General features: G+C 52.3%; 24 protein-coding genes. 14 read left to right on the forward strand and 10 right to left on the reverse strand.

Annotation, left to right across the window (positions count from 1 at the left end):
- Positions 1 to 6: 6 nt before the first annotated feature.
- From BLW33_RS07685 to BLW33_RS07725, 8 genes are all read right to left on the reverse strand, one after another.
- Positions 7 to 1050, reverse strand: a complete 1044-nt coding sequence (locus BLW33_RS07685) for a sulfate/molybdate ABC transporter ATP-binding protein (protein ID WP_176966661.1) — start codon at positions 1048 to 1050, stop codon at positions 7 to 9.
- Between the two features lies 1 nt (position 1051).
- Positions 1052 to 1723: a molybdate ABC transporter permease subunit gene (modB, locus tag BLW33_RS07690; RefSeq protein WP_090307212.1), complete on the reverse strand. Its 672-nt coding sequence runs from the start codon at positions 1721 to 1723 to the stop codon at positions 1052 to 1054.
- Positions 1724 to 2192: 469 nt separating this feature from the next.
- The gene (gene modA, locus BLW33_RS07700) at positions 2193 to 2984 is read right to left on the reverse strand and encodes a molybdate ABC transporter substrate-binding protein (RefSeq protein ID WP_090307217.1); all 792 of its coding nucleotides are present in this window, start codon (positions 2982 to 2984) and stop codon (positions 2193 to 2195) included.
- A gap of 58 nt (positions 2985 to 3042) precedes the next feature.
- A complete protein-coding gene (locus BLW33_RS07705; RefSeq protein WP_090307220.1) occupies positions 3043 to 3486 on the reverse strand; it encodes an MOSC domain-containing protein in 444 nt (147 codons plus the stop codon).
- Positions 3487 to 3488: 2 nt separating this feature from the next.
- Positions 3489 to 4460, reverse strand: coding sequence for a GTP 3',8-cyclase MoaA (gene moaA, locus BLW33_RS07710; RefSeq protein ID WP_090307223.1), 972 nt, complete (start codon positions 4458 to 4460; stop codon positions 3489 to 3491).
- Between the two features lie 13 nt (positions 4461 to 4473).
- Positions 4474 to 5493, reverse strand: a complete 1020-nt coding sequence (locus tag BLW33_RS07715) for a molybdopterin-binding protein (RefSeq protein WP_090307225.1) — start codon at positions 5491 to 5493, stop codon at positions 4474 to 4476.
- 54 nt (positions 5494 to 5547) lie between these two features.
- Positions 5548 to 6567 carry an XdhC family protein gene (locus BLW33_RS07720; RefSeq protein ID WP_090307228.1) on the reverse strand — a complete coding sequence of 340 codons (1020 nt, stop codon included), beginning with the start codon at positions 6565 to 6567 and terminating at the stop codon, positions 5548 to 5550.
- A 110-nt stretch (positions 6568 to 6677) separates the two neighbouring features.
- Positions 6678 to 7586: an NTP transferase domain-containing protein gene (locus BLW33_RS07725; protein WP_090307230.1), complete on the reverse strand. Its 909-nt coding sequence runs from the start codon at positions 7584 to 7586 to the stop codon at positions 6678 to 6680.
- Positions 7587 to 7789: 203 nt separating this feature from the next.
- On the opposite strand from BLW33_RS07725, the gene moaC reads away from it, so the two are divergent.
- The 4 genes from moaC (at position 7790) to BLW33_RS07745 (ending at position 10640) form a co-directional block, all read left to right on the forward strand.
- Complete coding sequence (moaC, locus tag BLW33_RS07730; RefSeq protein ID WP_090307231.1) at positions 7790 to 8275, forward strand: cyclic pyranopterin monophosphate synthase MoaC; 486 nt, start codon at positions 7790 to 7792, stop codon at positions 8273 to 8275.
- A 4-nt stretch (positions 8276 to 8279) separates the two neighbouring features.
- A complete protein-coding gene (locus tag BLW33_RS07735) occupies positions 8280 to 8771 on the forward strand; it encodes a MogA/MoaB family molybdenum cofactor biosynthesis protein (protein WP_090307234.1) in 492 nt (163 codons plus the stop codon).
- A gap of 128 nt (positions 8772 to 8899) precedes the next feature.
- Entirely contained in the window at positions 8900 to 9988 is a 1089-nt protein-coding gene (locus tag BLW33_RS07740; protein ID WP_090307237.1) for a radical SAM/SPASM domain-containing protein, read from the forward strand.
- 1 nt (position 9989) lies between these two features.
- Complete coding sequence (locus BLW33_RS07745) at positions 9990 to 10640, forward strand: TetR/AcrR family transcriptional regulator (RefSeq protein ID WP_090307240.1); 651 nt, start codon at positions 9990 to 9992, stop codon at positions 10638 to 10640.
- Between the two features lie 36 nt (positions 10641 to 10676).
- Here BLW33_RS07745 and trxA read toward each other — a convergent pair whose 3' ends face one another.
- Positions 10677 to 10985: a thioredoxin gene (gene trxA / locus BLW33_RS07750; protein ID WP_090307243.1), complete on the reverse strand. Its 309-nt coding sequence runs from the start codon at positions 10983 to 10985 to the stop codon at positions 10677 to 10679.
- Positions 10986 to 11111: 126 nt separating this feature from the next.
- Here trxA and BLW33_RS07755 point away from each other — a divergent pair, with 126 nt between their 5' ends.
- The gene (locus tag BLW33_RS07755; RefSeq protein ID WP_090307246.1) at positions 11112 to 11732 is read left to right on the forward strand and encodes a flavodoxin family protein; all 621 of its coding nucleotides are present in this window, start codon (positions 11112 to 11114) and stop codon (positions 11730 to 11732) included.
- 71 nt (positions 11733 to 11803) lie between these two features.
- Here BLW33_RS07755 and BLW33_RS07760 read toward each other — a convergent pair whose 3' ends face one another.
- Complete coding sequence (locus tag BLW33_RS07760; protein ID WP_090307249.1) at positions 11804 to 12928, reverse strand: GGDEF domain-containing protein; 1125 nt, start codon at positions 12926 to 12928, stop codon at positions 11804 to 11806.
- A gap of 160 nt (positions 12929 to 13088) precedes the next feature.
- Here BLW33_RS07760 and BLW33_RS07765 point away from each other — a divergent pair, with 160 nt between their 5' ends.
- The 9 genes from BLW33_RS07765 (at position 13089) to BLW33_RS07800 (ending at position 18801) form a co-directional block, all read left to right on the forward strand.
- Positions 13089 to 13313, forward strand: coding sequence for a helix-turn-helix domain-containing protein (locus BLW33_RS07765; RefSeq protein ID WP_090307252.1), 225 nt, complete (start codon positions 13089 to 13091; stop codon positions 13311 to 13313).
- A 159-nt stretch (positions 13314 to 13472) separates the two neighbouring features.
- The gene (locus BLW33_RS07770; protein WP_090307254.1) at positions 13473 to 14369 is read left to right on the forward strand and encodes an SIR2 family NAD-dependent protein deacylase; all 897 of its coding nucleotides are present in this window, start codon (positions 13473 to 13475) and stop codon (positions 14367 to 14369) included.
- Positions 14366 to 15172 carry a protein-ADP-ribose hydrolase gene (locus tag BLW33_RS07775; protein ID WP_090307257.1) on the forward strand — a complete coding sequence of 269 codons (807 nt, stop codon included), beginning with the start codon at positions 14366 to 14368 and terminating at the stop codon, positions 15170 to 15172. Before BLW33_RS07770 ends, BLW33_RS07775 begins: the two co-directional genes overlap by 4 nt.
- The gene (locus BLW33_RS14575) at positions 15096 to 15293 is read left to right on the forward strand and encodes a 4Fe-4S binding protein (protein ID WP_143032603.1); all 198 of its coding nucleotides are present in this window, start codon (positions 15096 to 15098) and stop codon (positions 15291 to 15293) included. The genes BLW33_RS07775 and BLW33_RS14575 overlap by 77 nt, the downstream gene beginning before the upstream one ends.
- Before the next feature lie 360 nt (positions 15294 to 15653).
- Positions 15654 to 16205, forward strand: coding sequence for a TetR/AcrR family transcriptional regulator (locus tag BLW33_RS07780; RefSeq protein WP_090307259.1), 552 nt, complete (start codon positions 15654 to 15656; stop codon positions 16203 to 16205).
- A gap of 24 nt (positions 16206 to 16229) precedes the next feature.
- Positions 16230 to 16676 (forward strand): hypothetical protein, encoded by a 447-nt coding sequence (locus BLW33_RS07785; protein ID WP_090307262.1) that lies wholly within the window; start codon positions 16230 to 16232, stop codon positions 16674 to 16676.
- Entirely contained in the window at positions 16676 to 17110 is a 435-nt protein-coding gene (locus BLW33_RS07790; RefSeq protein ID WP_090307265.1) for a DUF2871 domain-containing protein, read from the forward strand. Before BLW33_RS07785 ends, BLW33_RS07790 begins: the two co-directional genes overlap by 1 nt.
- Before the next feature lie 77 nt (positions 17111 to 17187).
- Entirely contained in the window at positions 17188 to 17784 is a 597-nt protein-coding gene (locus BLW33_RS07795) for an FMN-dependent NADH-azoreductase (protein ID WP_090307267.1), read from the forward strand.
- A 39-nt stretch (positions 17785 to 17823) separates the two neighbouring features.
- Positions 17824 to 18801, forward strand: a complete 978-nt coding sequence (locus tag BLW33_RS07800; protein WP_207647811.1) for an asparaginase — start codon at positions 17824 to 17826, stop codon at positions 18799 to 18801.
- Positions 18802 to 19272 lie beyond the last annotated feature (471 nt).

Genomic DNA, 19272 nt, shown 5'->3' on the forward strand with positions numbered 1-19272 from the left:
TCTTTTTTATTCCAGCCACAGGAGCTTCTCCGGCTGAATCCCAAGAGACACCGATTTTCCCAGGGATAAAGTAGACATATTGTTCTTTTCCATCGCCACCACCAAACGCCCCAGGCTCTTTCCATCCCCTTGGATACGGACGACAACATTGTCTTCAAAGGGCAGCTCAAGCAGGCACTCAATCCTTCCCTTTAGGCGGATGGAGGCCTCCAGGGGTTCATCCTGGGTCATAAGGATATCGTGGGCTCGAATGGCCAGGTGGGTACGCCCGGGTACCTGGGGTGAAAGACAAAACCCCCACTCCGGACAGGACATTTGCCCCTTACCATCTGGCTTTACTGCCGCGATGTTCTTACACCCGGTGATATTGGCCCCCGCCACGGTTACCGGGTCTTTAAAAACAGCCTCCTTGGTCCCCACCCGCTCCATGTGGCCCCGGCTGATAATCCCCATCCGGGAGCACAGACTGTACACCTCGTCCCGGTTGTGGGAGACAAAAAGCATGGGGGTGTGGTATTTCTCAAAGATTTCCAGCATCTGGAGCTCCAGGGTCATTTTCAGGTTATGGTCCAGGGCGGAAAAGGGCTCATCCAGCAAAATCAGCTCTGGCTTAGCTGCCAGCATCCGGGCCAGAGCCACCCGCTGCTGCTGCCCACCGGAGAGCATCCGCGGGTATTTTTCTGCCAAGCCATCCAGGGCAAAATCCCGAATAAAGTCCGCCACTAGGGCCTCCCGTTCATCCTTGGATAGTGCCACCCCGATGTTTTGGGCCACGGTCATATTGGGAAAAAGGGCGTACTGCTGGAAGAGGTAGCCCACCCGACGCTCCCGGGGGGGGAGATTAATCCCCTTCTGGGAATCGTAGAGCACCCGGCCATTTAAGCAGATGCGTCCCGAATCCGGCTTCTCAATGCCGGCAATACACTTAAGGGTCAGGCTCTTGCCGCAGCCGCTTTCCCCCAACACCGCAAAGATTTCCTCCCCGGTTTCAAAGGCGACCGCCAGGGTAAAATCTCCGAAGGTTTTAACAATATCTACGGATAAGCCCATTTTAGCCCCTCCTTCCATCCAGCCGACGCTGTCTGCCGTTGACCCAATTCATCCCCAGGATGGAAATCACGGAGATGGTCACAATGACTGCCACCCATTTGTAAGCTAAAACCCGATTGCCATTTTGCACGGCCGAGTACACCGCCACCGCCACGGTCTGAGTCTTCCCAGGAATGTTCCCCGCCAGCATGATGGTGGCCCCAAATTCTCCCAATGCCCGGGCAAAGGCCAGGATGGTCCCTCCGACAATCCCCGGCAAACAGCTTGGAAAGACGATCTGCCAAAAGATCCGAATATCCGATAGTCCCAGGGTCTGCCCCGCATAGATGAGGGTTTCATCCATTTGCTCAAAGGCCCCCCGGGCGGTGCGGTACATCAGCGGAAAGGCCACCACCGTGGATGCCACCACCGTTCCCAGCCAGGTAAAGACCACCTGAATACCAATCTGGGACAGCCAGACCCCCACGCCACTGTTTTTCCCAAAGAGGACCAACAGAAAAAAACCCACCACAGTGGGGGGGAGTACCAGGGGCAGGGTGAAGAGGGCATCAAACAACCCCGATCCCCGCTTCAATCCAACCACCTTCCAGGCGGCCAGGGTCCCCAGCAAAAAGGTAAGGCCCGTGGCAATGAAGGCCGTTTTTAATGATAACAATAAGGGTGACCAATCCATGGTTGCTCCTTTCGAGGTGCGAAAATTTGAGGGGGGTGCTGTTCGTCCGCTGATTTTTGTGGAAACGGGGCGGCTGTTCGCAGTAGGTATCACAATCACACTCCCGCTCGTCGTACAGGCTGCGCCTGTTCGCCTCAAGGTCGTGATGCCTGAGATACCTTCTGCGGACAGCCTGGGTAAGCTGGGACGAACCTAAATGTATGGGGGGCTCAATACTCCGTTACCCGGCGGTGTCCAAAAACAAAGGAGGGGCGGACATATCTTTCGCGTAAGTCTGCATTGGGGCGAACGGGCATGTGTTCGAAAATGCGAAGCCGTTTCGGTAACACACCCCGTCCGAATCCACGGGCAGACGGAGCGAAAGCATATGTCCGGCACTCCGGGGCTTGCTGAGGGCAATCCCCACCGCCCCGCGAACAGCCGTGCTATTGCCACTAATTACAGCGGATGAATGGCTCCAACCTACTGCTTATTTCTCCGAGTAAATCGTAAAGCCGTACTTAGTCAGAATATCCTGGGCATCCTTCGTCTTTAAAAACTCCGTAAAAGCCTTGGCCGCATCCTTTTGGGTGGAAGCCTTCACAATCCCCATGGGATAGATAACCGGGTCGCAGCTCCCTTCTGGGGCTTCGGTAATGACAGTCACATTATCTTCAATAGCCGCATCCGTTGCGTAAACCACACCGCATTCCGCATTGCCTGTGGCCACCCAATCCAGGACCTGACGGACATTGGTGGCCAGATTTGCTTTAGCTTTTACGACATCCCAAATCCCCAAATTCGTAAAGATGGTTTCAGTATACTGCCCCACCGGCACATCTTCATTCCCAATGGCAATCATTTTCACCTTATCGGTTCCCACATCCTCAAAGGATTGAATATCCAGGGTGGAATCCTTCCCTTTAATGAGGACAACCTTGTTTTCCAGAAGCTTGGCAATGGAATCGGAATCCATGAGACCCGCATCATTCAAGGTGTTCATCTGCTTCATGGCTGCCGATACGAAAACATCGGCATTGGCGCCTTCTTTGATCTGTTTTGCCAGGGTTCCCGAGGAATCAAAGCTGAAATTCACCTTGACATCCGCATATTGTTCATTGAATTTCGTGGCAATTTCAGTAAAGGCATCCGTTAAGCTGGCCGCCGCCATAACCGTAATTTCACCGGTCTGATCACTGGTCTTTGCCTTGGAACTACAGCCTGCCAATACGCACACCATAGCCAGAATGGCCACCATTGCCAATATGATTCTCTTCTTCATTGTTTTTCTCCATTCATTTCAGTTGTACCGCTTAGATCTCAAAATCTTCCAACGTCCCTTACTTTGCCACCGCCTCTATCCGCTCGATGGTGTCCCCCACGGCAATTTCCCCACCGTGGATGACCTTGGCAAACACGCCTTGGGTGGGCATAATGCAAGTTCCCATTTTTTTATGGATTTCACAATGGTTATGGCATTCCTTGCCGATCTGGGTCATTTCCAGAATCACCTCACCACAAACAAAACGGGTCCCCACGGGCAGGGTACTGAAATCAAAACCCTCTACTACCAGGTTTTCCCCAAAGGCACCGTCCACCACATCCGCCCCCTGGGCATTAAAGGCCGCAATCCGCTCATAGGACAGCAGACTGACCTGCCGATGCCAATTGCCGGCGTGGGCATCCCCTTCGATGCCATGATCCACCCGAAAGGTCGCCTTTCCCTGGTTTTTCTTCTGAATCCCCTTCCGCTCACTGGTGCAAACCGCTCGTACAATTCCCATGATCATCCTCCTATTCCCACCATCCGGCGGGTTTCTTCATCCGCCTGGCCCTGGATTTCAAATCCGTGGCGCAGGGGTTTGTTTAAAATAGCTGTCGCTAAAGTCTGGGTGAGGGCCCCATCGTCCCCACCGTCACGCAGCAGCTTCCGCAAATCCACATGCCCTGCCCGATTGAGGCAAAGCTTCAAAATCCCATCCGAGGTGACGCGCACCCGATTGCAGGTCTCACAAAATTCATGGCTGACTGCACTGATGATGCCGATCCGCCCTAAATATCCCGGAATTTTAAAGTACTGGGCCGGGCCATTCCCCAGCTGCTCTGACACTGCCATGAGATTGGGATGCTTTCCCTTGAGCATCGCCATGACCGTATCCCCGGTACAGCCGCTGTAATCCCTGCCCATGCCGATGGGCATCATCTCAATATACCGCACGTGTACCGGCCAAAACCGGGCCAGATCGGCAATCCCCAGCCAGTCCTCCCGGTTCTGGGGCATCAGTACGGTATTGGTTTTTACCCGAATGCCCGCATCCACGGCTTTTTCCAGGGACTGCAGGACCCGATCCAGGCCATCCCGTTTGGTAATCTTCTGGAACCGCTCCCGATCCAGGGTATCCAGGCTGATATTAATGCCATCAATCCCTATTTCCTTCAGGGCTTCCACATACTGGCCCAGGACATATCCATTGGTGGTCAGGGTGACCTGTTCCACCCCGGAGAGGGCCTTCATCCGAGCCAGGAGGTCCACGGCACCCTTACGCACCAGGGGCTCTCCTCCGGTTACTTTAAACCGGGTAATCCCCAGGGCTACCGCACTGCGGCAGATCCGAAGGATTTCATCAAAGGTGAGTACCTCATCGTGGGTGATGGGTGTCACCCCATCCTCCGGCATACAATACACACATCGAAAATCGCAGCGATCCGTAATGGATAGGCGCATATAGTCGATGTGACGTCCGTGCTGATCCTTCATCGCATCACCAATCCTAGTGGCCAAAGCCGCAATTGGGGAAGGTACACACATCGCAGAGGAGACACAGCCCTCCTTCTCCCAGGCGGATGAAATCCTCAGCTGCAAGAACATCATCGGCTAAAATTCGGGGCAGCACCAAATCGAAGATGGTGCGTCTGGCGTACATCACACAGCCCGGCAGGCCCATGATGGGCACCCCAGCTTTGGTATAAGCCAGCATGAACATGGCCCCCGGCAGCACTGGCGCCCCATAGGTAATAATGTCCGCTCCGGTATTTTTAATGGCCAGGGGGGTCCGATCGTCGGGGTCCACACTCATGCCCCCGGTACAGATAATCATTTCACAGCCCCTTTTGAGCATCCCCTGGATGGCCTCTGTAATGGTCTTGGGATCGTCACCGCTTAAAACATGCTCATCCATGGACAGTCCGTATTCTAAGAGCTTATCCACAATAACCGGGGTAAAGGAATCCTCAATGCGTCCCTTGGAGACCTCGCTGCCTGTGGTAATGACCCCAACCTTCTTCTTTTCAAAAGGAACAACCTGGAAAATAGGGGATTCCCCCGCCACCCTCTGGGCCGCTTCCATCTTATCCCGGGCAATGACCAGGGGGATGATCCGGGTTCCGGCAATTTTATCCCCAGCCCGGACCGGAAAATCCCCATGTCGGCTGGCAATCATCATCTCACCCAGCCCATTGACTGCAACCAATGCCTCCCGATTGATCTTAAGCAGTCCATCCCGGTCTGCAATCAATTCGATTTTCCCTTCCTTCACCTCAGTGGGGTGCATTCCTTCCCCCTGGCAAATTTTGCGCAGGACCTCCGCCCCATCGTTTTCGTGAAGCATGGTTTCATCCGCTTCCCAAACGTAGAGATTTTCCTTCCCCACGGAAAGCAGCACGGGGATGTCCTCTTTTGTGACCACGTGGCCCTTGCGAAACACCGCATCCTTCGTCACACCCTTAATAATCTGGGTGATATCATGGCAGAGCACGTGCCCCACCGCATCCTCAGTTCGAATACTTTTCATCTTCCACTCCTCTATCTACAATTCTTTAATGCTTATCTGCAATCCAAGGATGCCTTAGGCTCTGGCCTTTCCAGCCCGATAGGCGATGAGCTCTCCGGCAATACTAATGGCGATTTCATCCGGGGTTTCTGCCCCGATATCCAGCCCGATGGGATTATGGATTCGGGCGATATCCCTGTCCCCAAAGCCCGCAGCCCGCAGCTTCTCATGGGTTTTCGCAATCTTCCGGCGACTGCCAATCAACCCGATATAGGTGACCGGCGTGCGCAGCACCTGTTCTAACACCGCATAGTCTGCCATATGGCCCCGGGTCATAATAATGGCATAGTCCGATGCCTCCAGGGTAATCTTATCTGCAATTTCCTCAAAGCTGCCCTGGATAGTGGCCATGGCCCCGGGAAATAAATTCAAATCACAAAACCGCTCCCGATCCTCGTAGACCACGGGCACAAATCCGATTTTTGCAATGACAGGAACCAAGGCTTGGGAAACATGCCCCCCACCAAAGAGATAGGCCCGACCCTTCCGGGATAGGGGCTCAATATAATGTCTGATTTTCCCCGGAATATACAGGGAGCCGGAGCCAAACCAGTTGCCGGAGTCCTCCAGGGCGATGCCCTGACCAAAGGCCAGCCCCCCATCGGCGTAAATCCCCATGGACCCCTGACCATCTTCGGCAATTTCCGTAATCAGCCAGGCATCCTCATTGGCGTCCACCTTCCGGGCCGCGGCCCGGGCAAAGGCCAGGGCCTGGGGATCATCGCTGGCAAAATATTGGAAATACACGGTGGTATTCCCACCGCAGATCATCCCAAGATCGGCCTTGGCGCTGTCGGATAAATCAAATTGCTCCACAAAGGAGCCCTTATCCTGATGGACCCGGGTTGCCAACTCCACCGCCCGATGCTCCACAGCACCACCACCAATGGTACCCGTGGCACTGCCATCGGCCAAAACCATCATCTTCGCACCGGCTCCCCGGGGGGTCGATCCGCTGGCGGCCACAACGCTGCACAGCACCACATCCTGTCTCTTTTCCAGGAAATCACAAAGGGCTTTTATCGTATTTCTCATTTTCTCCTACCTTTTCATTTTTATCAATTTTAACGAATTATTTTTTAAAGCAACTCGAAACCGTAACCTTACCACCGAATTCTTTTTTCAAGACACTCGATGGTAAAAATTTAAGACTGAAAATAGTCTTTGTATATCTCCTCCACGCGATCCTTGCATTCCCGTTCAAATCGGGTAAAGCGCAGGAGCAAATCCTCTCCCCGGGGGGTCAATTCTGCCCGTCCGCCACTTTGGCCTCCCTGGAAACGCTTCACCACCGGTTCACCCATTTCCTTTTCCATCTTCCCTATCATCTTCCAGGCTTTGCTGTAGGATAAGTGCATCTGTTCGCAGGCCGTCCGAACCGATCCGGTTCTTTGGATGAGGTGGAGCAGCTGGGCAGTTCCAGGGCCGAAGAACACCTCTTCCCGGGCCAGGCTCACCTTAATGAGGGGCCGAAGGAATACCTGGTTATAACTTGCAATCAAGGCTTCGGTTTCCGTCCCCAAAGGCTTCCCGATTCCGTCATCCATGGTCGCAACACCTTTCACACCATATCTTTTGGCTAGGGCAATCAGGGTTTCCGGGTCCTCTGCCGCCTCTACCGCCATCATCCCCGCCTTATCCATGCAGAGGGGATAGGGACAAGATCCCTCTTCGGTATCGGCCCAGGCAAAGGGTCTGGCCTCTGCCACCAGCCTTTCAATGGTCTCACCTTTAAAAAAAGGGGTCTGTACACTGGGGACGACAATCCCCTGGCACTGATTTTGAATCTCGGCGATCCCTTGCTTAAGGGTTTCCAGCTCCGATGTGGATTCATAATCCACATCCCGCATGCAAATCACACCGGTCCGCTCCACGTGCCGTTCCAATTGATCTGCCTCGTAGCCAGTCATGACGACAATGGGCGAAACCTTTGCCTGTTGGAGGGTATAAATAATACGTTTGATGACAGAAATACTTCCTGCCTGGACCAGTGGGGCAAAGGACCCCGACGGTGGAGGCTGTTTCCCGGCAACAATCACAGCACCAAATCCCATAGCGGCCTCCTTTGTTGTGAATAATAACTTGTTCTCTTTCTAATATTTTTTTATTATAAACCATGTTGACAAGGGTTGCAATCCTTTTTAAGGAAGATCGTCTCCATCACAAAAATTTACTGTTTCTTCACGCCCGTCATCTTCCCCTTGTTTTTTATGTCCCCTGGCTTTACAATGAAGGTATTACTGAAATGGAGAAACCTATGAACGATCAACTTACCCATCTCGATGACCAGGGCAATGCCATCATGGTCGACGTATCAGCTAAGGTAGCCACCAGCCGGAAGGCCGTGGCCCAGGGCCAAATCCAGGTCATCCCGGCCATTCTCTCTGCCCTGACAGCCGGAGAAAATCCCAAGGGGGATGTCTTAGCCGCCGCCCGGATTGCCGGCATTATGGCCGCTAAAAACACCTCGGGGCTTATCCCCCTCTGCCACCCTTTAATGATTACCCACTGCACCGTGGATTTTGCCCTCGATGCGGCGGCCTCCACCATCACCGCCACCTGTACCGTCAAGGTTGGCGGGAAAACCGGGGTGGAGATGGAGGCCCTCACCGGGGTATCCGTGGCCTTGTTAACCATTTATGATATGTGTAAAGCCCTGGATAAGGGGATGGTCATCTCCGATATCCACCTCCTGACCAAAAGCGGTGGAAAAAGCGGTGACTTTGAATTTGGAAAGGAATAAACCGATGAAAAAACGACTTGCCATCATCATCGCCAGCGACAAAGGTGCCGCTGGCACCCGGGAGGATCAAAGCGGCCCAGCCATCGCTGGCTACATGGAAAACTTAGGCTATACCCTGGTCGCCACGGATATCCTCCCCGACGAACGGGCCGTACTGGCCGCCCGACTGGCAGAAATTGCCGATGGGGGCCAGGCTGAACTGATTCTGACCAGCGGCGGCACCGGTTTTTCTCCCCGGGATTGTACTCCGGAAGCCACGGCCGATGTCTGTGAGCGCATGGCCCCGGGGCTGGGGGAAGCCATGCGGGCTTACAGCATGCAGTTTACCGGGCGGGCTATGCTCAGCCGGGCAACCGCCGGTATCCGGGGGACCACTTTGATTATCAACCTGCCCGGCAGCCCCAAGGCCGTGGTGGAATGCCTGGACTGCATTGCACCCCATCTGGACCACGGCATTGAGATTCTCACCGGTGCCGGCGGAGAATGCGCCAGATAATCTGAAGATTTTTAAAAAACAATCAATATCCTTGACAGGCTAGCGTTTACTAGCTATACTAAAGAGAGCTAGTGAACGCTAGCTTATTCCCTTTTTGGATTTCACTGTATTGAATTATCGAGGATATAATGGAAGATCTCACACTAAAGCAGTACTTAGAAGACGGTATCCGACACCTCTCCCAGGACATCGTAAAGGCCACGGTAAAAAATCCCCAGACCAGTCTGGCCATGGCCCGATTTGCTAAGGGCCGGAGGGCTGCCGAGGCCCGGCGGGAGGCCTACCAGATTCAGGGCACCCACGTTCCGCCCTTTCTCATCGCCAGTATTACCAGCCGATGCAATCTGCATTGTACGGGCTGCTATGCCCGGGCCGAGGGGGCCTGTGTGGATGGGTCGGAGGAACAGGGGATGGATGCTCCCCTCTGGAACCGCATTTTTGAGGAAGCCAGGGACCTGGGGTGCAGCTTCATCCTCCTGGCCGGGGGCGAGCCCTTCCTCCGCCCGGATGTCCTGGAAGCAGCCGCCACCCATCCGGAGATTCTGTTCCCCATCTTTACCAACGGGACTCTTTTAACGGATAAGGCCCTGGATTTTCTGAAGAAGCACCGTAACTTAATTCCCATCCTCAGCGTGGAGGGGGACGCCACCCTCACCGATACCCGCCGGGGTGCCGGGATGTATCAGCGCCTGATGAACAGCATGACCACCCTCCATCAGCAGGGTCTCCTCTACGGGACCTCGGTCACCGTCACCCGGGAGAATCAGGCAGTTGTCACCTCCCGGGACTTCCTGGATACCCTCACAGAGCGGGGCTGTCGGGTTGTTTTCTTTGTGGAATATGTCCCCATCTGCAAGGGTACTGGTGGTCTGGCCCCCACCCCAGCAGACCGTACCCGCCTGATGGCAGCCCTTCATGGACTGCGGGACCATTACGATGACTGCATCTTCATTGCCTTTCCTGGGGACGAAGCCCGAAGCGGCGGCTGCCTTGCGGCTGGCCGGGGCTTCTTCCACATCAACCCCAAAGGCGATGCCGAGCCCTGTCCCTTTTCCCCCTATTCGGACACCAATCTGAGACAGGCTTCCCTCTTGGAAGCCCTGCATTCAAAGCTTTTCACCCAACTGCAATCCCAGGGAACCCTCACCCAGGACCACGATGGCGGCTGTGTTCTCTTCGCCGAGGAGAATCAGGTGAAAGCACTGCTGGAGGCCTAATGTGAAAACCCGGGATAAAATCGTCATCGCCGCCCTGGATCTTTTTTCTGTGGGGGGATACAGCCGCGTCAGCGTCAAGGATATCGCCGCGGCGGTGGGCATTAAGGATGCCTCCCTCTACAAGCATTTCAAGGGGAAGGCGGCCATTTTTAATACCATCGTCACCGAAATGGGAGAACGTATGGCCGAGATGTCCCACCGGCTCTCCCTCCCGGATGCCAATGAGACCAATGCCACTTCCTTCTACGCCGCCCTTAATGCCGATACCCTGGTAGCCCTCAGCCGGCAGGTTTTCCTCTTCTACTGGAAGGATGACTTTGCCGCAAAATACCGGCGAATGCTTTCCATGGAGCAGTTCTATAACCCTGAAGTCTGCGCCATTTACCGAAAGACCTTCATGTCTGATGCCCTCGAATATCAAACCACCGTTTTCGCTCAGCTGATCCAATGCGGCGCTTTCATCCCCGGAGACCCCCAGGTCATGGCCATGAATTTCTACGCCCCCATTTTTCTACTCCTTAGCCGTTACGATGGCTTCCCGGAAAAGGAGGCTGAGGCCCTGGCCCTATTGGATGCCCAGGTCCGGGAGTTTTATCGAATTTATCGGCGGGGTACAGACACCCAACATAACACAAAAGCGTCGGGGCTTTAAGATAACCTTCCGACGCTTTCGTTATTTTTAATGATTTTATTTTGCCAATTCCAGCACCGCATCCTTGGGGATGGCTCCAACGCTACGATTCACTAAAACGCCGTTTTTAAAGACAACCAGGGTGGGGATACTCATGACCTGGAACCGTCTGGCCAACTCCGGTTGTTCATCAATATTTACCTTAGCAACCTTCAGTTCCTTTTCTTCTCTGGCAATCTCATCCACAACAGGGGAAAGGGCCTTACACGGTCCACACCAGCTTGCCCAGAAATCCACTAAAACAGTTCCCTGATGCATGGTCACTTCCTGTTCAAAATTATCATTGGTTAATGTCGTTACACTCATATCCATACCTCCATATTTTATTACTTTCATTATACGCCCCAATCTTAAACTTATCGGTGACATTATCACATTGACACAGGGCGTATAATAAAATAAAAGAAACATTAAAGGAGTGAACAACCCATTATGAAAGTATTATTAGTCAACGGAAGCCCCCATAAAAATGGCTGTACCCACACTGCCCTGAAAGAAGTGGCCTCAACCCTCGAATCCCAGAGAATCCAAACCGAAATCTTTTGGCTGGGCAATCAGCCGATCTCTGGCTGTATCGGTTGTGGGGCCTGCAAAAAAACAGGCCGATGTTTTATTGAGGACTGCGCCAATATTTTCTCAGAAAAGGCAGCCACTGCCGATGGCTTCATCTTCGGCTCCCCCGTCCACTACGCCGCGGCATCCGGTGCCCTGACTTCCTTTATGGATCGGGCTTTCTACGGGGGTAAATCTCCGGTGGGCGGTAAACCTGCTGCAGCCGTGGTCAGCTGTCGCCGGGGGGGTGCCTCCGCAGCCTTTGACCAAATCAACAAGTATTTCACCATCAGCAACATGCCTGTGGTGGGCTCCCAATACTGGAACCAAGTCCATGGTAATACCCCGGAGGAAGTCTGTCAGGATGCCGAGGGGCTGCAGACCATGCGGACCCTTGGCAATAACATGGCTTGGCTGCTGAAATGCATCGCAGCTGGCGCTGCTGCCGGAATCACCTTTCCCGAACGGGAACCCGGCATCCATACCAATTTTATTCGATAGAATGATCTTTCACCCAAAGAAAAAGCATCGAAGCCTTATGTCTTCGATGCTTTTTCTTTAAGCCCTGGAATCTACTGACGGCGGGCCTTAGCAGCATACAGGGCCCGGTCCGCCTTGGCAATGAAGTCCGGAATGTAGGAATACCTCGGGGTAAAGCAGGCGTAACCGATGCTTACCGAGATTGGGAAAGGCAGACATTCCGCTTTAGCTTTCAGGGCCATACCAATCTGATCACAGAGCCCTTGAGCTTTGGCTTCATTAGGGAACTCCCCCACCATGACAAATTCATCACCCCCATATCGGGCAATGAAACAGTTATTCCGATTACCAACATCCTGAAGGACCCGGGCGACATGAACCAAGGCAACATCTCCCTGGATATGCCCATAACGATCATTAATGGATTTAAAACGATCAATATCCATTATAAACAAGTACAGCTCCTGGTCATAACTACGAATTTTCCGGGCCAAATGCTCGAACAATTGATTTCGGTTATTGAGCTTAGTAAGGCTGTCTGTCGAAACCAGCTGTCCCTGGAAGTCAAGGAAAACCTGAAGGACCGCCAAGGTAATTCCCATACACAGCAGCGGTGTATTTGGACTGAAAATTTGAGCGACACTCCCAAGAAGTGGAAAAATGACGAATGAAGCCAAAGCTCGGTAACGGGCACGCAAGGCATACTTTTCCTTCTGAAGAGATTTCCCAAAAGCACGAACGGACGTCACAATGATATAGCCGTAGGACAGCATCAATTGGAGAAGGAGCAAATTTCCTTTCTGATAACGTCCAGTCTCATCAATATAGAAAAGCCATCCGGTCTGGACGGACAGAAGGGATAAAAGGACAAAAACAAACCAGGGAATGGCACATAGCCATTTCTTCTCTGGTTTATTCACCCATGTACTCTGCTGGGAGGATTCAGAAAACAAGAACCAGAGAAAGGCCATGAGACCCGCCCCAGAAAAATAAAGACCTTTAATGACTGCACTCATCTGATAAGACACCTGAATATAACCAGAATCCATGAGCCCCCACAATAAATCCAAGGCCATAGTGACAATACCAATGACCACTGTTTTAATGAAAATAGACCACACCGAATCCTCTGTAAAAACCCGCTGCATCTGCTGAAGAACGATAACAAGCAGGATAATACAAAATAAATTGATTTCTGAATAAAGTAGTTGTGGCATAGGAATCCTTTCTGCCGCAGCGGGAAAAGTTTGTGAATCAACCTGCAATGTAGTGGCATCTCCATAGCTTCCTTGTTTTTATTATAGAGTATATAACTCTATAAATCAATAGAGTATATTCCTCTACGCTATGATTAACAGAGGAAAGGGGGGATAGCATATGCACTATTTAAAACGAATTCGCGAACTGCGGGAGGACCATGATTTACGCCAATGCGATATTGCTGCGCTTCTCCATGTCGGACAAAAAACCTATTCGGACTATGAATTGGGAAAAACACGTATTCCCTTGGACTACGTATTAATTCTTGCAAAATTTTACAACGTTGATGCCAATTATATTTGTGGTATCTCCAATATTAAAAACCCATTTCCCCGACATTAAATCCCGTAATCTCAGAACCTTCCATTTATTGCTGATGAGCATCAGGGTCGTTTTTACGGGGTCCCTTCGTTTCATCCTGGTCATCCGGCAATCCTATTGTACGTACTTTACATTCCCGATTAAAAGAGTACAATGGAGAAAAAAAGAAGGTGGTTTATCATGAAGGATAACAGCATTTTCAACCTAGCTGAGGCTATCACCTGCGCCGATGCCATCGTCATCGGGGGTGGGGCAGGGCTTTCGGCTTCAGCGGGCTTTGATTATAGCGGGGAACGATTTACCCTGTATTTCTCGGATTTTGCAGAAAAATATGGTTTCCGGGATATGTACAGTGGCGGTTTTTATCCCTACGATTCCCGGGAGGAGCACTTTGCCTATTGGTCCCGATATATCCACATCAACCGATACCAAAATCCACCAAAGCCCGTTTACCGGGACTTATTACGGATTGCCCAGGGGAAGGATTATTTTGTCCTAACCACCAATGTGGACCACCAGTTCCAGAGGGCGGGCTTTGATAAAAAACGCCTGTTTTATACCCAGGGGGACTACGGACGCTTCCAATGCAGTACCCCCTGCCATCAGAAAACCTACGGGAACGCCGATACCATCTCCAAAATGGTTGAGGCACAGGGGTACAAAATTGACGAAAACAGCCTACTGACCTTGCCAGAGGGAGTCACGCCGGCAATGGCGGTTCCCTCGGACCTTATTCCCCACTGCCCAAAGTGCGGAAAGCCCATGACCATGAACCTCCGGGCGGATCATACCTTCGTGGAGGATGCAGGCTGGCACCGGGCCGCCGGATGCTACTCCGATTTCCTCCGCCACCACCAGGGACTTCATGTCCTCTACTTAGAGCTGGGGGTGGGGATGAATACCCCGGGGATTATCAAATACCCCTTTTGGAAAATGACCCAGGCCAATCCCAGGGCTACCTATGCCTGTGTCAATACCCAAGAAGCCTACGCCCCAGCCGAAATAGCGAGACAGTCCATCCGCATTGCTGGTGATATCGGCATCACTTTAAAACACATTCAGGAGGTACTCCCATGACCCAGGATGAACGACGACTTTATTTGATTCAGGCCTTGCTCAAAGAGCTGCCCCAATATGCGGGTGTTGCCATCCCAGGGGATGAATCCGGCCAACAGCAGCTGCTGCGCAGCCTCTTTAATCTCCGTCCGCCCCTGCCAACTGACGAAGCTTTCCTAAAGATCCAGGATGCCTATCTCTCCCAACGTGTTCGGGAACGAGGTACGACCGATGCCGCTTCCCTGGTACCCTCCGAAGTCAATCCCCGAATCTTTCTCTGGCAGGGGGATATCACGACCTTAAAATGCGATGCCATCGTCAATGCGGCCAACAGTGCTTTGTTGGGGTGCTTCCAGCCCTGCCACTCCTGTATCGATAATATCATCCATACCTTTTCCGGGGTACAGCTGCGTCTCCGATGCCATGAACTGATGGAAGCCCAGGGCCACCCGGAGTCGACCGGAACCGCCAAGATTACTCCGGGGTATAATCTGCCCTGTCAACAGGTGCTCCATACGGTGGGGCCCATTGTATCCGGTCCACTCCAAAGCTCAGACTGTGACTTACTGGCCCAGTGCTACCGCTCCTGTCTGGAATTGGCGGTAGCCCATGGGGTAAAATCCCTGACCTTTTGTTGTATTTCCACGGGAGTTTTTCATTTTCCACAGGATCAGGCCGCTAGGATTGCCCTGGAAAGCGTATCTACCTTTTTAAAAACAGATCAAACCCTGCAACAAGTCATTTTCAATGTCTTCACCGATACCGACTTTAATCTTTATAAACAGCTTCTTACCCATACGCCGCCAACCGTTACCCACCGGTAACCACCCCACAATATTGTGCGTACTTCCTAAGGGCTTGGCCCTCTGCCTGTGGCAGTGCCTGCACTGCGGCAGCTGTGCCGAGTACTGTCCAATGGGGGCGGTGGAGAGGCTAAGGCATTGACCGCCCGCTCCCCGTCATAATATAATCCCCCCGGGATTTCATCGGAAAATCGGATGTGTCAAAATGCTCCTGTTTTTCGCATGCAATTTTATCGTCTTTAAGGGCCATGGGCAATGCTTTGTCCGCGGCCTTTTTGTTCCATCAGATAGAAGGCCAATGTACTGCTACATTGTGCCCTCTATCTTTTTTTGCGTCGGGGTACACTTTCGAAAAAATCACAACCATGAGCTTACTTGAACCCGATGCGATATTATATACCCTAAGCCCTCATGGCATTTCTCGGGATGGGCTCAGCCCATTCCTTTGACTTTTTAAGGTTTTTATATTAAAATGAACACAGTTCACAAAGGGAGGTGACCAATGGCAAAGGAGACCCATACTAAAATTTTAACCATTTGTAAGGCGATTACGTCTGCCGATGGCCTGGCGGCCATCGAGATACGCCGGGTGGCTTCGGAATGTGGCATCGCCGTGGGAACGGTGTACCGCTACTTTCCCTCCAAGACGGCTTTACTCATGGCCACGGTGGAATCCATTTGGGGGGACATCGGAGAGGACGTGCTGAGCTGCACCCAACAGCAAAACAGCTTTATCGCCGCCGTCGAATGCCTGTACACCATCATTAAAAAGAGCAGTGAACGCTATCCGGGTTTTTATACCGGGCATTCCCAGGTCATCCTGCCCAAACAGCGCACCGAGGGCCGTCAGGCCATGGCCGTCTGTTTCCAACTGATGAAGGCGGACTTATCCCAAAGCCTTAAAAATGACAGGACCATCGATCCTAGTATCTTTAACGCGGCGTTTGCTCCGGATGATTTAGTGGATTTTACCTTTAACCACATCCTATCAGCCCTTACCACAGGGAGCGACTGCCGCTTCCTGTGTGAATTGCTGCGTCGATCCCTGCACTGACGGCGCAGCCCTTAGGAGGTATTTATGACCAATTCTTTCAAAGTACACAAACACACCCTTTTGCTCCTCGGCGGCATTGTCTGGGGGTTCGCCGGCTTTAATATCCTGCGCATCGGCCTGTTGGTCTATGACCCTTACGTCAGCATCATCAATATCCTGCTGTCCATTCTGGTCTACGCCGCCTTCCAGTTCATGGTCTTCGGTAAGATGGTGCGCAAGCATACCGCCCGTATCACCCAGTACGAGGAGGACCAGCAGTTTTTTATGAAATTTTTTGATATCAAGGCCTTCTGCATTATGGCCTTTATGATTATCTTCGGGGTGAGCCTGCGGTATTCCGGCTGGGTCCCTGAGGTCTTCATTGCTGTCTTTTACACGGGTCTGGGGGCCTCTCTGGCCACGGCCGGTGTGCTGTTTATCATCAATTATATTAAGGAATGTCGGGAAGCCCGATATAATGGAGAACTCTAATGAAAAAGTATATCAACCTCGCCTTTCTGTATGCCATGCTGGCCATTGCCGGCGGTGTCTTTTACCGGGAATTCACCAAGTACCTTGCCTTTGATGGCCGGACCACCCTCGGATTCGTCCACGTTCATCTCTTTGTCCTGGGGATGGTGGTCTTTCTCATTGTGGGGCTCTTCGCCCTGCTCACCGATGTAGAATCCCAAAAGCACTTTAAAAAATTTATGCTGTTTTACAACATCGGCCTGCCCTTCGCCGTCGTCATGCTCATCGCCCGGGGCGTTCCCCAAGTCATGGGGATGACCTTGGCCGCCGGCCCCTCCGCCGCTATTTCCGGCCTGGCCGGCATTGCCCATATCCTGCTGCTCCTCGGGCTGATCTTCCTGTTCTTATCCCTGCGCAGCGCATCGGCAAAAACCGTTTTGTCAAAGGATGCTTGATGTAGAACGAAGAGAATTTAATCAAAGGGTCCTTTGATGTGCTATAATTAAATAAATTTCTGACTTGGAGGAAAATCATGTCCCTGCTTTACATCGATGCCTGCATCCGAGGCGATGCCTCCCGCACAAAGCGACTGGCCACAACCTTTTTAGACACGTATTTCAAAACCCATCCCGAGGATACCTTAATAACCCGGGAAATTGCCCAGCATCCCATCCCACCCCTGAACGCCAAGGACTACACCAAACGCGAAGCTCTGATGGCCGCAGGGAAGCTGGATGCCCCAGTCTTTTCCCCTGCCTGGGAATTTGCCGAGGCTGAGCATATTGTCATCGCAGCCCCCTTTTGGGATCTCAGCTTTCCCGCCGTGGTGAAGGCTTATCTGGAACAGGTTTCTGTAGCTGGGATTGCCTTTAACTACACTGAAACCGGCAGCATCGGGCTCTGCGCGGCAAAGGATCTCACCTTGATTACCACCCGGGGCGGCATCACCACTGGGGATCTGGCTTTTCTGGAGCAGGGGGCCCGCTATTTGGAAGCCCTTAGTCAAATCTACGGTATTCCCCGTTTCCAGTGCATTGCGGCAGAGGGGTTGGATATTGAAGGATTGGATGTTCCCGAAATAATGGCCCAGGCAGAACATCAGGCAAAGGAAGCTGCATCGGCGTTATAGCCACGGGGTTAATCCCGATATTTGATAATGGAGGCATCAATGACAAAAAAACGCATCACAATTTTAGCCACTGGCGGTACCATCGCCGGAACGGCACCATCCGCTACCCAGACCAGCGGCTACACCGCTGCCGATTTAGGGGTGGAGGCCCTGGTAGATGCCATTCCTGAGCTTCGGGAACTGGCCTGTATCCATATGGAGCAGATCCTGCAAATCCCCAGCCAGTCCATGGACCCCGCCCGCTGGCTTGTTTTGGTTCACCGAATTAATGCCCTGCTGGCTAAACCGGATGTTGACGGCATCGTCATCACCCACGGTACCGATACTCTGGAGGAAACCGCCTATTTTCTAAACCTCACCGTAAAGAGCAACAAACCAGTGGTCATTACCGGAGCCATGCGCCCCGCCACGGCGCTCTCCGCTGACGGTCCCATGAATCTCTACCAGGCCGTCCAGGTGGCTGCTGATCCCCAGGCCGCTGGAAAGGGTGTGCTCATCGTCCTGAACGACACCATCCACGGTGCCCGGAATGTCACTAAGGCCTCTACCCACCACATCGAAGCTTTCGAAGGTGGGGAACTCGGGATTTTTGTGGGGGGACGGATTCAGTTCAACTGTGCCTCCCTCAAGCGCCATACCCTCCTCAGCCGTTTTGATGTCGAGGGGCTCACCAGCCTGCCCACCGTGTCCATCCTCTACGAAGCCGCAGGACTGGGGGATACCCTCTGGAACTGTGCTCAGACTTCCTCCCAGGGTATTGTCATCGCCGGTATGGGTAACGGCAGCCTGGGGGAAGGTTTGACCCGAAAGGTTGCGGCCGGGGTGAATATCCCCGTGGTGCGCTCCTCCCGGGTGGGCTCTGGTGCCGTCATCCCCGGTGGTGAGTTTGATGACGACCGCACCCACACCATTCCCGGCAACGACCTCAATCCCCAGAAGGCTCGGGTCCTTTTAATGCTGGCCCTCACCCAAAGTACAGATCCTGGAGTCATTCGGAAGTGGTTTGAAGAGTATTAAGGACATCATCATTAATTTGCATCAAAATTGTAAATTTGCAACCAATGTAATATTTTCAAAATAGCACTTGACTTCTTTTTCATAAGGCTGTATAATAAATTTGTATCAGCCGAAGGAAAGCCTTTGGGGGAAGGGAGCGATTCTTGTGTTATTCTATAGCTATATCGCTGCAGAGTTAGCCGCTAAGAGCATGTCTAAATAATTTGACTTGACATGTCTAAAAATAATTTGATAAAATAGTATCACCGAGTTGCGAAAGCGTAAGTCCAGGAATGGACTTGCGCTTTTTTTGCGCGTTAGCTAACAGAAGTATAAAAATACAAACAGCAGAGTCTGTTGAAAGCTTGCTTTCATAAAGACTTTGATGATTGTATTTTTACACGGCGCAGCTGCAAGGTGCGACGAAAAGGAGCACCGCCTGAAGTCCAAGTTCCAACTTGGACTGGAGAAATCAGCAAAGGTGATTTATAC

It is taken from the genome of Eubacterium aggregans, from assembly GCF_900107815.1.
In the GTDB taxonomy this organism is placed as follows: domain Bacteria; phylum Bacillota; class Clostridia; order Eubacteriales; family Eubacteriaceae; genus Eubacterium_O; species Eubacterium_O aggregans.